The organism is Nigerium sp. (assembly GCF_039811905.1).
GTDB lineage: Bacteria > Actinomycetota > Actinomycetes > Propionibacteriales > Propionibacteriaceae > Propioniciclava.
In genome coordinates, this window is sequence record NZ_JBDHZL010000073.1 from 1 (window position 1) to 13,112 (window position 13,112).

General features: G+C 72.0%; 12 protein-coding genes. 10 read left to right on the top strand and 2 right to left on the bottom strand.

What is annotated here, in order from left to right:
- On the top strand, positions 1 to 2,148 hold a 2,148-nt coding region (locus WMJ97_RS11210), incomplete at its 5' end, for a hypothetical protein (RefSeq protein WP_347349080.1).
- A gap of 283 nt (positions 2,149 to 2,431) precedes the next feature.
- The gene (locus WMJ97_RS11215; RefSeq protein WP_347349081.1) at positions 2,432 to 3,256 is read left to right on the top strand and encodes an exodeoxyribonuclease III; all 825 of its coding nucleotides are present in this window, start codon (positions 2,432 to 2,434) and stop codon (positions 3,254 to 3,256) included.
- Positions 3,257 to 3,264: 8 nt separating this feature from the next.
- Here the strand turns inward: WMJ97_RS11215 and WMJ97_RS11220 are convergent, their stop codons facing one another.
- Positions 3,265 to 4,188: an enoyl-CoA hydratase/isomerase family protein gene (locus WMJ97_RS11220; protein ID WP_347349082.1), complete on the bottom strand. Its 924-nt coding sequence runs from the start codon at positions 4,186 to 4,188 to the stop codon at positions 3,265 to 3,267.
- Positions 4,169 to 5,689, bottom strand: coding sequence for a polyprenol phosphomannose-dependent alpha 1,6 mannosyltransferase MptB (gene mptB / locus WMJ97_RS11225; RefSeq protein ID WP_347349083.1), 1,521 nt, complete (start codon positions 5,687 to 5,689; stop codon positions 4,169 to 4,171). The genes WMJ97_RS11220 and mptB overlap by 20 nt, the downstream gene beginning before the upstream one ends.
- A 104-nt stretch (positions 5,690 to 5,793) precedes the next feature.
- Between mptB and WMJ97_RS11230 the strand changes: the two genes are divergently transcribed.
- The 8 genes from WMJ97_RS11230 to WMJ97_RS11265 all read left to right on the top strand — a co-directional run.
- Positions 5,794 to 6,168 carry a proton-conducting membrane transporter gene (locus WMJ97_RS11230; protein ID WP_347349084.1) on the top strand — a complete coding sequence of 125 codons (375 nt, stop codon included), beginning with the start codon at positions 5,794 to 5,796 and terminating at the stop codon, positions 6,166 to 6,168.
- A complete protein-coding gene (locus WMJ97_RS11235) occupies positions 6,158 to 6,730 on the top strand; it encodes an NADH-quinone oxidoreductase subunit C (protein ID WP_347349085.1) in 573 nt (190 codons plus the stop codon). The genes WMJ97_RS11230 and WMJ97_RS11235 overlap by 11 nt, the downstream gene beginning before the upstream one ends.
- Positions 6,727 to 7,104: a 4Fe-4S binding protein gene (locus WMJ97_RS11240; protein ID WP_347349086.1), complete on the top strand. Its 378-nt coding sequence runs from the start codon at positions 6,727 to 6,729 to the stop codon at positions 7,102 to 7,104. The genes WMJ97_RS11235 and WMJ97_RS11240 overlap by 4 nt, the downstream gene beginning before the upstream one ends.
- A gap of 342 nt (positions 7,105 to 7,446) precedes the next feature.
- Positions 7,447 to 9,141, top strand: coding sequence for a nitrite/sulfite reductase (locus WMJ97_RS11245; protein ID WP_347349087.1), 1,695 nt, complete (start codon positions 7,447 to 7,449; stop codon positions 9,139 to 9,141).
- Positions 9,138 to 9,881 (top strand): phosphoadenylyl-sulfate reductase, encoded by a 744-nt coding sequence (locus WMJ97_RS11250; RefSeq protein ID WP_347349088.1) that lies wholly within the window; start codon positions 9,138 to 9,140, stop codon positions 9,879 to 9,881. Before WMJ97_RS11245 ends, WMJ97_RS11250 begins: the two co-directional genes overlap by 4 nt.
- Entirely contained in the window at positions 9,878 to 10,837 is a 960-nt protein-coding gene (cysD, locus tag WMJ97_RS11255; RefSeq protein WP_347349089.1) for a sulfate adenylyltransferase subunit CysD, read from the top strand. The genes WMJ97_RS11250 and cysD overlap by 4 nt, the downstream gene beginning before the upstream one ends.
- Complete coding sequence (locus WMJ97_RS11260) at positions 10,837 to 12,153, top strand: GTP-binding protein (protein WP_347349090.1); 1,317 nt, start codon at positions 10,837 to 10,839, stop codon at positions 12,151 to 12,153. The genes cysD and WMJ97_RS11260 overlap by 1 nt, the downstream gene beginning before the upstream one ends.
- 95 nt (positions 12,154 to 12,248) lie before the next feature.
- On the top strand, positions 12,249 to 13,112 hold an 864-nt coding region (locus WMJ97_RS11265), incomplete at its 3' end, for a sulfite exporter TauE/SafE family protein (RefSeq protein ID WP_347349091.1).

Consider the following 13,112-nt stretch of genomic DNA (forward strand, 5'->3'; position numbering starts at 1 on the left):
GCCGAAGCCCGCGCCCTCGCCGAGGAGCTCACCGACGCGATCGCGACGCGGACGTCCGACCCGCTGTTCGACGGCTACGCCCGGCAGACGTACCTCGACAACGTGCTGCGCGGCGGGCGTCCGGTGGTGATCGGCGACGGCAAGGCGGTCGTCCACGCGTACGGCCGCAAACACGGGGACATCGAGCGGGACTACAACGACTTCGTCCTCCCGGCCGAGCCCTACAGCTCGGGCAACGGGGCCTACCGCGACCTCAACCAGAACCGCCGGTGCGACGTCTGGTTCGACCCGCAGGTGGGGGCGTCCGACGTGACGACGTTCGTCGGGCTGCTGCAGCCCGACGGCTACAACCCGCTGGTATGCGATGGGCTGCGGTTCCGGCTGCCGGAGAGCGCGCGGGGGACGGTGTGCGAGCTCGTCGAGCGTCCGGAGGGGCTGGCGCCCCTGTTGGAGGGCGAGTTCACGCCGGGGGAACTGCTGCGCGCGATCCGTGATCGCCGGCTGGGCCTGCGCGTGGACGCCGCCACCTTCGTCGCCGCGGCCCTCGGCCCCGCCGAGAGCCGGTTCGCCGCCCGCTTCCAGGAGGGGTACTGGATCGACCACTGGCTCTACAACCTCGACCTGATCGAGTCGTTCCTCGCCATCTTCCCCGACCGGGCGGACGAGCTCTTCGACGCCCGCGTGGGCTGGTACGACTCGCCCGGCGTGGTGCAGCCGCTCGCGCGCCGGTGCGTGCTGACCGGGCGAGGCGTCCGGCAGTACGGGGCCGTGGTCGAGGACGCCGAGAAGGCGTCCGTGATCGCCGAGCGCGGGCCGCTGGTACGGCGTCCGGACGGGGAGCCCTGGACGAACACCGTCGCCGAGAAGCTGCTCGTGCTGCTGGGCGTGAAGGTGGGCGCGCTGGACCCCGATGGGCTGGGCGTCGCGATGGAAGCCGGGAAGCCCGGCTGGTACGACGCGCTGAACGGGCTGCCGGGGCTGTTCGGGTCGTCGCTCGGGGAGACGGTCGAGTTGGTGCGGCTGGCCCGGCTGCTGGAGGGACGGTTCGCGGCCGGCGCAGAACTGCCGGCGGAGGCGTCCGGGTTGCTGCGGGCCGTGGCCGGCGACCAGGCGTGGGCGGCCCGGACGACGGCCCTGGAGGCCTACCGCGCGGGCGTCCGGCGGGGGTTCGGCGGGGAGAGCGAGCGGGTCGAGGCGGCGGAGGTCGCCGGGTGGCTGGCGTCCCTGCGCTCGATGCTGGAGGACGCCGTGGCGCGCGCGCCGCGGGCGGACGGCGTCCCGGTGATGTACCTGACGCATGAGGCAACGGCGTGGGACGAGACCGGCGAGACGGACGCCGTGGGGCGGCCGCGGGTCGTCCCGACCGCGTTCGAGGCGCGGCCGCTGCCGCTGTTCCTGGAGGGCGCGGTGCACGCGCTGAAGCTCGCGGACGCCGACGCAGCCCGCGCCCTGCACCGGGCGGTGAGCTCGTCGGAGCTGTTCGACCCGGCGCTCGGCATGTACAAGGTGAACGCGCCCTTGCACGCCTGCTCGCACGAGATCGGGCGGGCGCGGGCGTTCACGCCGGGCTGGCTGGAGAACGAGTCGGTGTGGCTGCACATGGAGTACAAGTACCTGCTGGAACTGCTGCGGGCGGGGCTGTATGAGGAGTTCTTCGCCGCCTTCCGGGCCGCGGGGGTGTGCTTCCAGGATCCGGAGATCTACGGGCGCAGCCCACTGGAGAACTCGTCCTTCCTGGTCAGCTCGGCTCACCCTGACCCCACCCTGCACGGCGGGGGCTTCGTCGCGCGCCTCAGCGGCGCGACCGCCGAGTTCTGCAGCATGTGGACGGCGATGATGGCGGGCGTCCGGCCGTTCCGCATGGGGGACGCCGGGCTCGAGCTCGCCCTCGAACCGACGCTGCCCGGCTGGCTCTTCGACGACGCCGGCGAGGTGCGGTTCACCTTCCTCGGCCGGACGCCGGTGACGGTGCGCAATCCGGCGCGGCGCGACACGTGGGCGTCCGGGGGGTGGGTGCCGCGCTGGCGGGCGACCGTGAGCGTGGACGAGGAGGACCGTGCGTACGACGGTGCGATCGGTGACACCGACGCGCGCGCCGTCCGGGACGGTATGGCCACCGCGATCGTGCTCGACCTGCTCGAGGGGTAGCGCACCCTTTCCGCCTCGGCCCCTCCACCGGGCCGCGTCCGTCCTGTCACCTGGTCGACATTCGCTGTCTCGCGGGTACGTCGCCGGTCGCTGCGCCATGGGCTGTCCTGTCACCAGCTCGACACTCGCAGTCTCGCGGGTGTGTGGCCGGTCGCTGGTCACGGGCTGTCCTGTCACCAGGTCGACACTCGATCCGGTCGGGTCCCCGGCAAACCCAGTCCGACTGACCGCCACCCAGGTCGGCCGACATCGAGTGTCGGACCTGTGACAGTAGGGTGTCCGGGTGCTTCGAGTCGCCACGTTCAACGTCAACGGCATCAGGGCGGCGCATCGCCGCGGGTTCACCGATTGGCTGGACGCCCGCTCCCCCGACGTGGTGGCGCTCCAAGAGGTGCGCGCGGGCGTGGACGACGTCCCTGCGGACGCCCTCGGCGGGTACCACCTCGCGTATCACCCGGGGAACCTCCCCGGACGCAACGGAGTCGGCTTTCTGACCCGGCAGCCGCCCGCGGCCGTCCGGATGGGCTTCGGCAACCGCCGCTTCGACCCCGAGGGCCGCTATCTCGAGGTCGACCTCGACATCCCCGGACGCCCGCCGCTCACGCTCGGCACCCTCTACCTCCCCAAGGGAGCGATCGCCGACGGCCGCGACGCCGACCCGGCGAAGTACCGCCGCAAGATGACGTTCATGGCCTCCCTGCGCGCGTACCTGACGCGGGCCCGGCGCGCGGCCCGCACCGCCGGGCGCGAGTTCGCGGTGATGGGCGACTTCAACGTCGCGCACCAGCCGCTCGACCTCAAGAACTGGCGCACCAACCAGCGCTCCGAGGGCTTCCTCCCCGAGGAGCGCGCCTGGTTCGGCACGCTCGTGTCACCGCGGACGCTCACCGACGTCGTCCGGACGCTGCACCCCGACGAGCCGGGCCCCTACTCGTGGTGGAGTTGGCGCGGCCAGTCGTTCGCGAACGACACGGGTTGGCGCATCGACTATCAGCTCGCCACCCCCGCGCTCGCCGCCGCCGCGATCACCGCCGGCACCGACCGGGACGCCTCCTACGAGGCCCGCATCAGCGACCACGCTCCCGTGGTGGTCGACTACGACGTCTGACCGGACGCCTACTCCCCGAACGCCGCCAGCACCTCGCGCCGGCTGACGTCCTCGACGCGCGCGTGCGTCCACCGCGGGTTGCGGTCCTTGTCGACGAGCTGCGCCCGGACGCCCTCGATGAAATCCGGCCCCGGCACGAGATGCTCGGCGAGCACCATGTCTTGCGCGAGCACTTCGTCGAGCGTCATCGACGCCGCCCTCCGGACCGCCTCGAGCGCCACCGCCACCGACAGCGGGCAGCGGCGCCGCATCTCGGACGCCGCCGCGCGGGCGTCCGGGTGGCTCGACGCCTCCAGCCGCGCGACGATCGCTGCGGGGTCGTCGCCCGCGTAGCACTCGTCGATCCACTCCCGGGACGCCTCCAGCACCCCCGGTTCGGCCTCGCCGTCGATCTCGTCCGCCAGCCCCACCAGGACGCCGTCCCGCGCCCCCACGGTCGTGCCGGTGAGCGCCAGGTGCGTGCCGGTCTCGCCGGGGGCGCGCGCGAAGAGCGCGGGGATGCCGACGTCGGGTTCGAAGCCGATGATCGTCTCGGGCATGGCGAAGCGCGAATCCGGGTACGCGACGCGTCGGGACGCATGCGCCGAGATCCCCAGGCCGCCGCCCATCACGATGCCGGCCATGTGCGCCACATAGGGCTTCGGGTAGGCGCCGACCAGGGCGTCCAGGGCGTACTCGACGCGGAAGAACTCCATGAAGTCGCCGCCGTCCAACACCGTCTGACGCAGCCCCCGGACGTCGGCCCCCGAGCACAACCCGCGCTCCCCCGCGCCGCGCAGTTCCACCGACTCCACGGACGGGTCGTCGGCCCAGGCGCGCAGAGTGTCGAGCAGTCCGCGCAACATCCCTAGCGACAGCGCGTTGATGGCGTGCGGCCGGTTCAGGGTGATCCGGCCCACGCCGGCGTCGACGTCAACGATCAGTTCGGTCATCGTGCAGATCCTTTTCCAGTTCGCGGATGAGGGCGTCCGGGTGCCGGTAACGCTCGAAGATGATCGCGCCCGCGGCGAGGCCCGCGACGCCGAGCGCGACGGCGTCGTTGCGCCACGCGAGGTTTCCGGCACCGTAGACCAGCAACACCGACACGACCGCGGCCGCCCACTTCCACACCCGCGGCGACGGGTGGGTCAACGGAAGCAGCAGGCCGCCCCAGGTCAGGTACCAGGGGTGCAGTGCGGGACCGAAGAAGGCGAACGCCAGGTAGCTCCACGACAGGAAGGTCATGGGCTCGGTGCGCGCCCTCTTCACGGCGAGATAGGCGATGATCGCCAGGCTGAGCAGCAGGCCGAACGACTGCGAGATGTTGATCGCGACCCGGTGCGTCGGGTCGGCGCCGAAGGCGTCCACGAGGGCCTGGGCGCCGAAACCGAGCAGGCTGAACGGGGCCATCGTGACGATCGAGCCGGGCACGGAGACGGCCCGGATCCAGCCGAAGCCCAGCCCCGTGGCGAGCGAGATCAGCGCGAACACCGCGATGACGACGGCGAACGCGAAGAGCACCCGCCCGAGGACGCGGGCGACCTCGCGCGGCTGCCAGCCCGACCACCCGGAGGCGATGATCGCCACCGGGAACGCGGCCAGCAGCGCCGGCTGCTTGATCGCCATCGCCACCCCGATCACGATCAGGGCGAACAGGAACCGGCGTCGGTAGGCCAGGAAGATCCCCCACACGACGAGGCCCATCATGAGCGCGTCGTTGTGCGCGCCGCCCACGTAGTCGATGACGACGAGCGGGTTGATGATCGAGAACCAGGCGACCTCGCGGGGCTCGATGTCGAGGTAGGCGCCGATCCTCGGGAGGAACCACGCGATCAGCGCGACGCCCAGCACGGCGGGCAGCCGCATCAGCACGGCCGAGTAGTAGGGGTTGAGCCCGGCCAGCAGGACGATCCCGTGGCTGAGTTGCAGCGCCAGCGGCCCGTAGGGGGCGGTGGTGTACCGCCACACCCAGGCGACCTGGTCGGCGAAGGGACCGGGCAGGAAGCCGGGCGCCGACTCGTACGGGTTGAAGCCGTTCTGGATGAGCCACCCTTGCGCGGCGTAGCTGTAGGCGTCGTGGCTGAAGATCGGCGGCGCGAACGAGATCGGCAGGCACCACCACAGCAGCACCGCCCAGTGCTTCACGTGCGTGTACACCAGCGGACGCAGCCGGAACCACGCCAGCATCAGCAGCATGACGGCCCCGATCACCAGCGCCGTGCCGAGCACCTTCACCCACGTCGCGTCCAGCCCGAAGGCCCGGGCCGGCCCCCAATAGGGGCTGCTCTGCGGCAGGTACGCGGGGGTGAGGGAGCCCAGCGCGAGCAGGACCGTCCCGACCAGACCCAGCCGCACCGGCCCGAGGCCGATCGCGACGCCCATGTCGTGCGCAAACCGCCCGAGCCATCCGGACGCCGCGCGCGTCCCCGCGCCCGTCCCGTCCGGCTCGCTCACGTTCGCTCCCGTCGTCACGCGCGACGCCCCGTCCGGGACGCGCCCTCGACAGCCTAATGCGTCCGGACGCCGCCGCACCGGCCCCCTGTGGCAGGCTGGTGGTCATGCGCTTTTGGGACTGGTTCTCCGACGGCTCGCTCGCCGTCGCCGACCTGGGCCTGGCCTGCTGCGTCGTCGAGGTCGAGGCTGCGGCGCTCGGGCGCCCGCGGGTGGCCGCGCCGCCCGCCGGGGCGCGTGTCGCGGTCGTCGTCGCCGGCACGGTGACGGACGCCGTCGCCCCCCTCGTCGTCGAGCGCATCGCCGCCCTCGACGACCCGGTCGTCATCGCGTTCGGCGCGTGTGCGTCGGCGGGCGGCCCGTACTGGGATTCGCCGGTCGTCACCAAGGGCGTCGACGAGATCGTGGCCGTGGACCGCTACGTCCCCGGGTGCCCGCCCACCCCGGACGCCCTCACGGAGGTGCTCGCCGATGTCCGCTGACGCGCGCGGCGCCGCGCGCCGACCCGACGCCGTCCGCCGGGTGGACGCCGCGTCCTGGCGCGCGGAGGTCGCCGCGGCGTCCCAGGGGCGGCACTTCGACTGGCTGGGCGCGGTCGACGAGATCGGGCGGACCGACGCCCTCCGCGTCGTCGTCCGGCTGCGCGCCCCGGGCGGGGACGCCGTCCGGCTGGAGACGCTGATCCCGCGCGACGACCCGCACGTCGACTCGCTCGCCGGCCTCTTCCCCGGGGCGGCCTGGCACGAGCGCGAGGCGCGCGACTTCTTCGGCATCGAGTTCGACGGCGGCGACAACCGGCCGCTGCTGCTGCGCGACGATTTCGGCGGGCGTCCGCTGCGCAAAGACTTCGTGCTCGGAGCCCGCGCCGTGAAGCCCTGGCCGGGCGGCAAGGAGCCGGGCGACGCCCGCGCTGCCGGACGCCGGCGGCTCGTGCCCCCCGGCGTCCCGGACGCCGACGTGTGGGGCGACCGCGACGGCGAGCCGGCCACCCCCGGGGAGGTCGCGGCGTCCGTCGTGGGCGGCCGGGTGCGGAGGCGGCGATGAGCGTCGCGCACGGTTCCATCCGGCTGATCGAGGAGAACTGCACGTCGTGCATGATCTGCGCGCGCGAGTGCCCGGCCTGGTGCATCGAGATCGACAGCCACACCGAGCCGCTGCCGGGCAGCCCGGCGGGGCCGCGGCAGCGCACCCGCAACGTGCTGGACGCCTTCGCCATCGACTTCTCGCTGTGCCTCTACTGCGGCATCTGCATCGAGGAGTGCCCGTTCGACGCGCTGGCGTGGGCGGGCGCGCACGTGCCGGCGTCCGGGTCGGCCGCCGGGCTCACCCACGGTCGGGGTTCGCTGCGCGAGGGCGGGCGGCGCCCCGCACGTCCCGCCGACCCGCCTCAATCCCCGGACGCCGATCTCGCCCAGTGACCCCGATTGCCAGTACTTTCGGACCAATTTCAACCACTTGCGTGGACGGTCTTCCCTTGTCAGGGCGATTTCGGCGGGTCGGTCGCGGGTCGGGGCGTCCCGACGCGCTCGGGCGGCGTCCCGGAGGCCGTAGAGTATGAGCATGCATACCGGACCGTCCCCGAAGCTCGTGAGCCGCGCTCACGTGGATCTGGGTCGTGTCCTCTCTGCGATGTGTTGCGCTCTCTGACGCGCCCGCACACGCTGCACCACGCCGGGCCGACGTCGCCCGGCTTCGTTCGTTAAAGGAGCCCCAGCGCCTCGGCCCTCCACCACCTAGAGGATCCACCGAACGAGGCAGGAATGAGCACCCACACGTCCGAACGAGTGCGCTCGGCTTCCCCCGGCCGCAGCAACGGCCAATGGCTGGTCGACGGCCACGCGCCGCTCAACCACAACGAAGAGTTCAAGGGCGTCGAAAACCCCCTCAACGTCCGCGCACGCATCGACGAGTACGCGCGACAGGGCTTCGACTCGATCGCGGAGGACGACCTCTACGGCCGGTTCCGTTGGCTCGGGATCTACACCCAGCGCAAGCAGGGCATCGACGGGGGCCGCACGGGCACCCTGAGCGCCGAGGAGCTGTCCGACCGCTACTTCATGATGCGCATCCGCGTCGACGGTGGACGCCTCACCACCGAGCAGACCCGCGTCATCGCGGGCATCTCGAACGAGTTCGCGCGCGGCACGGCCGACATCAGCGACCGGCAGAACATCCAGTTGCACTGGATCGAGATCGAGAGCGTGCCCGAGATCTTCCGCCGCCTCGAGTCGGTGGGCCTGTCGACGACGACCGCCTGCGGCGACACGCCGCGCGTCTTCCTGGGCTCCCCGGTCGCCGGCGTGGCGGCCGACGAGCTGATCGATTCGGGCCCGGTGCTCGAGTCGATCACGTCGCGCTACCTGGGATCGGAGGAGGTCGCGAACCTGCCGCGCAAGTTCAAGACCTCCGTCACGGGCAACCCCAGCCTGGACGCGCTGCACGAGATCAACGACGTCAGCTTCGTCGCCGTCGAGCACCCCGAACTCGGCATCGGGTTCGACCTGTGGGTCGGCGGCGCGCTGTCGACGACGCCGCGCCTGTCGGAGCGCCTGGGCGCGTTCGTCACCGTCGAGCAGGTGCCGGACGTCTGGTTCGGCGTCGTCCGCATCTTCCGCGACTACGGCTACCGCCGCCTGCGCAACAAGGCGCGCATGAAGTTCCTGCTGGCCGACTGGGGGCCGGAGAAGTTCCGCCAGGTGCTCCAGGACGAGTACCTCGGCTACGAACTCGCCGACGGCCCCGCGCCGAAGCCGGCCACGGGCAGCGCCGACCACGTGGGCGTCCACGAGCAGAAGGACGGACGCCTCTACGTCGGCCTCGCGCCGACGGTCGGCCGGATCTCGGGCGACGTCCTCGCCGGGCTCGCGGACGCCGCCGAGGCCGCCGGCTCGGAACGGCTCAGCCTGACGCCGCACCAGAAGGTCGTCGTGCTCGACGTCGACCCGGCCCGCCTGGACGCCTTCCTCGCGGCCGTCGAACCGCTCGGGCTGACGGCCACGCCGTCGCCGTTCCGCCGCCACACGATGGCGTGCACCGGAATCGAATACTGCAAGTTGGCGTTCGTGAACACGAAGGACACCGCCCGCACCGTCATCGGCGAGCTCGAGAAGCGGTTCGACGGGGAGACGATCGACACCCCGATCACCCTCCACGTCAACGGCTGCCCGAACTCGTGCGCCCGCATCCAGACGGCCGACATCGGCCTGAAGGGGCAGCTCATGAAGAGCAAGGACGGCGCCGACGAGTTCGCCTACCAGGTGCACCTGGGCGGGCGGCTGGCCGAGAACCAGAACGGCGAGCCCGGCTTCGGCCGGACCGTGCGCGGGCTGAAGGTGTCCGCGGACGACCTGCCCGACTACGTCGAGCGCGTCGTCCGGAGTTTCCTGGCCGAGCGCGACGGCGCCGAGACCTTTGCCGAGTGGGCCCATCGGGCCGAGGAGGATTCCCTGAAGTGACCACCACCGCGACACCGCGGGCCGCCCACGGCCCCGGACGTACCCGTACCCCCGAGGAGCTGAAGGCGCTCGTCGCCGAGGGGAACGAGGTGCTCGGGCCGGAGGCGTCCGCCGAAGAGGTCGCCCGCTGGGCGGCCGACACGTTCGGCGACGCGCTCGCCGTCGCCTGCTCGATGGCGGGCGACACGGTCGTGCCGCACCTCGTGGCGTCCGTGCACCCGGGCGTCGACGTGCTGTTCCTGGAGACCGGGTACCACTTCCCCGAGACCCTGGGCACGCGCGACGCCCTGGACGCGACGATCGACGCGAACATCATCGACGTGCTGCCCGACCTCACGGTCGCCGAGCAGGACGCCGAATACGGCGAGAAGCTCTACGAGCGCAACCCCACGCTGTGCTGCCAGATGCGCAAGGTCGATCCGATCAACCGCGAGCTCGGCAGCTACGAGGCCTGGGTGACCGGCATCCGCCGCGAGGACAACGCGCTGCGCGCCCACGCCGGGCTCGTCGAGTGGGACGAGACGCACCAGATGGTGAAGATCAACCCGCTCGCCGCCTGGACGTTCGACGAACTGCTCGACTACGCCGGCAGCCACGGCGTCCCGATCAATCTGCTGCTGACCGAGGGCTACCCGTCCATCGGCTGCGCGCCCTGCACGCGGCCCGTCGCAGCAGGAGAAGACCCCCGCGCCGGCCGCTGGGCCGGCCTCGCCAAGACGGAGTGCGGACTGCATCTATGAGCATCGACACCACCACCTCGACGACGGTCGACGGCACGCTGCCCGAGGCGACGAACCCCGAGCACGTGCTGTCGCACCTGGCCGACCTGGAGAGCGAGGCCATCCATATCTTCCGCGAGATCGTGGGAGAGCTGGAGCGCCCCGTGCTGCTGTTCAGCGGCGGCAAGGACTCCGTCGTCATGCTGCACCTGGCCGCGAAGGCGTTCTGGCCGGCGCCGGTCCCGTTCCCCGTCATGCACGTGGACACGGGCCACAACTTCCCCGAGGTGATCGAGTATCGCGATCGCACGGTGGAGCGCCTGAAGCTGCGGCTCGTCGTCGCGAGCGTGCAGGACTACATCGACGACGGACGCCTGCTCGAGCGCGCCGACGGCACCCGTAACCCGCTGCAGACGCAGCCGCTGCTGGACGCCATCGCGGAGAACCGCTTCGACGCCGTCTTCGGCGGCGGCCGCCGCGACGAGGAGAAGGCCCGCGCCAAGGAACGCGTGGTCAGCCTGCGCGACGAGTTCGGGCAGTGGGACCCGCGCAACCAGCGTCCGGAGCTGTGGAACCTCTACAACCCGCGGCATCGCCCGGGCGAGCACGTGCGCGTGTTCCCGCTGTCCAACTGGACCGAGCTCGACGTCTGGCGCTACATCGAGGCCGAGAACATCGAGTTGCCCGAGTTGTACTACGCGCACGACCGCGAGGTGTTCCTGCGCGACGGCATGTGGCTCGCCGTCGGCGAGGTCACGCAGCCGCGGGCGGGCGAGCAGGTCGTCACGAAGCACGTCCGGTACCGGACGGTCGGCGACATGAGCTGTACCGGCGCCGTCGAGTCGGACGCCGAGTCGATCGCCGACGTCATCACCGAGGTCGCGGCCACCCGCATCACCGAGCGCGGCGCCACGCGCGCCGACGACCGGCTGACCGAGGCCGCGATGGAGGACCGGAAGAAGGAAGGCTACTTCTGATGAGCACGCTGCTACGCCTCGCCACCGCGGGGAGCGTCGACGACGGCAAGTCCACCCTCGTCGGACGCCTGCTGTACGACAGCAAGTCGGTCTTGGCCGACCAGTTGGACGCCGTCGAGCGCGTCTCCAAGACGAAGGGCCTGGGCCACGTCGACCTCGCCCTCCTCACCGACGGCCTGCGCGCCGAGCGGGAGCAGGGCATCACGATCGACGTCGCCTATCGGTACTTCGCGACGGCCAACCGGACGTTCATCCTCGCCGACTGCCCGGGCCACGTGCAGTACACGCGCAACACGGTCACCGGGTCGTCGACCGCGGACGTCCTCGTGCTGCTGGTCGACATCCGCAAGGGCGTCCTCGAGCAGACGCGTCGGCACCTGTCGGTGGGGCAGTTGCTCCGCGTCCCGACCGTGATCGTCGCCGTGAACAAGATCGACCTCGTCGACTACGCCGAGGACCGCTACCGCGAGGTGGAGGCCGAGATCCGGCAGGTGGCGTCCGACCTGGGCGTCGCGAACGTCGTCACGCTGCCCGTCTCGGCGCTGGTGGGCGACAACATCGTCGACCGGTCCGAGCGGACGCCGTGGTACGGCGGCCCGGCGCTGCTGGAGCTGTTGGAGACGGTCCCGTCGGGCACCGACCCGGACGCCGAGCCGTTCCGGTTCCCGGTGCAGCTCACGATCCGCCCGCAGGAGGCCGCGCTGGAGCCGCAGTACCGCGAGTACCGCGGCTACGCGGGGCAGGTCGCGTCCGGGGTGGTGCGGGCCGGCGACGAGGTCGTCGTCCTGCCGTCCGGACGCCGCACGCGCGTCGCCGGTATCGACACCGCCGACGGCGCGGTGAGCGAGGCGTTCGCGCCCCAGTCGGTGACGCTGCGCCTGGACGACGAGATCGATGTCACGCGCGGCGAACTGATCGCCGGCGTCGACGACCCGCCGGTCCCCACGCAGGACCTCGACGGCATGGTCGCGTGGCTGTCCGAGCGGCCGCTGCGCGTCGGGCAGAAGGTGCTCGTGAAGCACACGACCCGCACGGTGCAGGGCATCGTCCGCGACATCCACGGCAAGCTCGACCTCGACACGCTCACCCCCGTCGAGACCGACCGCCTGGAGCTCAACGACCTGGGCCGCGTCCGGGTGCGGGTGGCCGCCCCGATCATGGCCGAGGACTACACGCGCTCGCGCCGCACCGGCTCGTTCCTGCTCATCGACCCGCAGACCGGCGGCAACCTGGCCGCCGGCATGGTCCGCGGGGAGCAGTCGTTCTCGGAGGCCGCCATGATCGAGCCCGACGACGTCCTGAACTGGTCCATCTGATGCCCGGACGCCGAGGAGCCCGGGCCGGGAGCCGATGTCACCGGGGCTGATCCTCCCCACCCGGTCATTCACCCGCACGGAACGGACAACCCCCTATGCAACGACTCATCCTGCTGGCCCTCGTCGGGCTCGCCGCCCAACTCGTGGACGGCGCGCTCGGCATGGGCTACGGCGTCACCTCCTCCTCCCTCCTGCTCTTCGTGGGTCTCTCCCCCGCCCTGGCCAGCGCGTCGGTTCACCTGGCCGAGATGGGCACCAACGTCGCCTCCGGCGTCTCGCACTGGCGGCTCGGCAACGTCGATTGGCGTCTCGTCGGACGCCTCGGCGTCCCGGGCGCGATCGGCGCGTTCGCCGGCGCGACGTTCCTGTCGAACCTGTCCACCGAGGCGGCCACGCCGGTCATGGCCGTCGTGCTGGCGGCCCTCGGCGTGTACATCCTCAGCCGGTTCACGTTCCGCCCGCCCGCGCAGGCGCACAACCGGCGCTCGCCGCACGGCTCGCGGTTCCTCGTGCCGCTCGGCCTGGTCGGCGGGTTCGTGGACGCCACCGGCGGCGGCGGGTGGGGCCCGGTCTCGACGACGTCCCTGCTCAGCGCCGGCAAGACCGCCCCGCGGACGGTCGTCGGCTCGGTGGACACCTCGGAGTTCCTCGTGTCGACGGCCGCGAGCATCGGCTTCCTGGTCGCGCTCGGCACGGCCGGCATCGACCTCGGGATCGTCCTCGCGCTGCTCCTGGGCGGCCTCATCGCGGCCCCGATCGCGGCCTGGCTCGTGAGCCGGCTGCCCGCGCGCGTGCTCGGCGTCGGGGTCGGCGGGCTGATCGTCCTGACGAACCTGCGCACGATCCTCAAGGCCACCGGGGCGACCGGCACCGTCTCGCTCGTCGCCTGGATCGTCGTCATCGCCCTGTGGCTCGCCGCCGTCGCATACACGACGACCCGCCACGCCCGCACCGCCCGG